Here is a 1,832-nt window from a genome sequence, read left to right as displayed (position 1 = left end):
CCGCACAAAATATAACCAAAAAAAAGCGCTTGCACCGTCTTTAATCGGACGCAACAGAAGAGTATGACTTGCGTCCTTTTTTGAGCGACACATCGGCAAACGTTTTGGTTAAAATCGGCCCTTACACATTAGCAAATAATTTAGTGCTAGCACCGATGGCCGGTGTCACCGATAGACCTTTTCGTCAATTGTGTCGCCAATATGGTGCGGGACTTGCTGTCTCCGAGATGGTCATCGCAGATCCTAGCTTTTGGAAAACACGCAAATCCAAACATCGCCTTGATCATGAGGGTGAACAAGCGCCAATTTCTGTTCAAATCGCCGGCGGCGACGCTCAGATGCTTGCCGAATCCGCACGACTCAATGCGGAGCAAGGTGCCCAAATTATTGATATCAATATGGGATGCCCTGCAAAGAAAGTGTGTAATAAAGCAGCTGGGTCAGCGTTAATGAAAGATGAAGCACTTGTTAAAGAGATTCTTCATAGCGTAGTGGATGCGGTCGATATTCCAGTCACTCTGAAAATCAGAACAGGCTGGGATACAGGAAATAAGAATGCCCTAACAATCGCTAAAATAGCGCAAGAGGCGGGCATTCAAGCGTTGGCAATACATGGCCGAACTAGAGCTTGCGCATATCGCGGAGAAGCTGAGTACGACACCATAAAACAAGTGAAAGAAAACCTAGCAATTCCGGTGTTTGCTAATGGGGATATTACTTCTCCAGAGAAAGCGAAAGCTGTTCTCGACTACACCGGCGCAGACGGACTTTTAATAGGACGAGCCGCTCAAGGAAAACCTTGGATATTTGAGGAAATAGAGCACTTTTTAAAAACAGGGAAGCATCTTCCGCAGCGAGAGCTTTTGGAGCAACAGGATATTATGTTGCGCCATGTAAGTGCATTGCATTGTTTTTATGGCGACATTATGGGCGTGCGAATTGCCCGAAAACATGTCGCTTGGTATTTTCAAACTCGGATAGATGGTAAAGCGTTCAGAAAGACTTTTAACACTATTGAATCAACACAAGATCAACTTAACGCGATAAGCGAGTATTTTAAGCGATCGAACAACCAAGGAGATGAAGCTGCATGAGTTCTGAGATGCTAGCCGACAACCAAGACATCCAACCATCACAAAACGCCCCATTGCTTGATGGCGGCACAACATTACGTGATGAGGTAGAAAAAGCGCTGAGCAACTATTTTGCTCAACTAGACGGCGCGCCTGTTACAGACGTCTACCAACTCGTACTTTCAGAAGTAGAAGCTCCTCTTCTAGAGCAAGTATTGAAATATACGCGCAACAACCAAACCAAAGCCTCTGTGCTTCTGGGTCTCAACCGAGGCACTCTGCGCAAAAAACTCAAGCAGTACGGTCTACTGTAAACAGCATCAAAACAAGGGCGGGATTTTCTCGCCCTTTTTCGTTTTAAAGACAAGTAAAAAGTGGAAGTAACTATGACAACAAACGCTCGCCCTGTTGCTGTAAAGCGCGCACTAATAAGTGTCTCGGATAAAACAGGCATTGTTGAATTCGCAAAGAACCTAAAAGACCTTGGTGTTGAACTGCTGTCGACCGGCGGTACCTTTAAATTACTTCAAAGCGAAAACATTCCTGTCACAGAGGTTTCAGACTATACAGGCTTTCCTGAAATGATGGATGGTCGCGTAAAAACTCTCCACCCTAAAGTTCATGGTGGAATACTTGGTCGTCGCGGACAAGATGATGAAGTCATGCAGGCACATGATATCGCTGCAATCGATATGGTTGTCGTAAACCTTTACCCATTCGCTGAAACCATCGCGAAACCAGATTGCTCAATGGATGATG

The 1,832-nt window shown here is 45.3% G+C and carries 2 protein-coding genes and 1 pseudogene; all 3 read left to right on the top strand.

What is annotated here, in order from left to right; translation table 11 throughout:
• Window positions 1–104: 104 nt before the first annotated feature.
• Window positions 105–1,094 (top strand): tRNA dihydrouridine synthase DusB, encoded by a 990-nt coding sequence (dusB, locus tag A3739_RS00755; protein ID WP_197468889.1) that lies wholly within the window; start codon window positions 105–107, stop codon window positions 1,092–1,094.
• An 8-nt stretch (window positions 1,095–1,102) separates the two neighbouring features.
• Window positions 1,103–1,387 (top strand): DNA-binding transcriptional regulator Fis, encoded by a 285-nt coding sequence (gene fis, locus A3739_RS00750; protein ID WP_369819810.1) that lies wholly within the window; start codon window positions 1,103–1,105, stop codon window positions 1,385–1,387.
• 72 nt (window positions 1,388–1,459) lie between these two features.
• A pseudogene (gene purH, locus A3739_RS00745) lies at window positions 1,460–1,832 on the top strand (bifunctional phosphoribosylaminoimidazolecarboxamide formyltransferase/IMP cyclohydrolase); the annotation flags it as partial.

This window comes from Oleiphilus sp. HI0067 (genome assembly GCF_001635735.1).
Note: the sequence above shows the minus strand (reverse complement) of the source record. Positions and strands in the feature narration are given on the sequence as shown.

Excerpts from the sequence above, each read along its gene's own strand:
- fis (WP_369819810.1), top strand. The coding sequence starts at position 1,103 with ATGCTAGCCGACAACCAAGACATCCAACCATCACAAAACGCCCCATTG.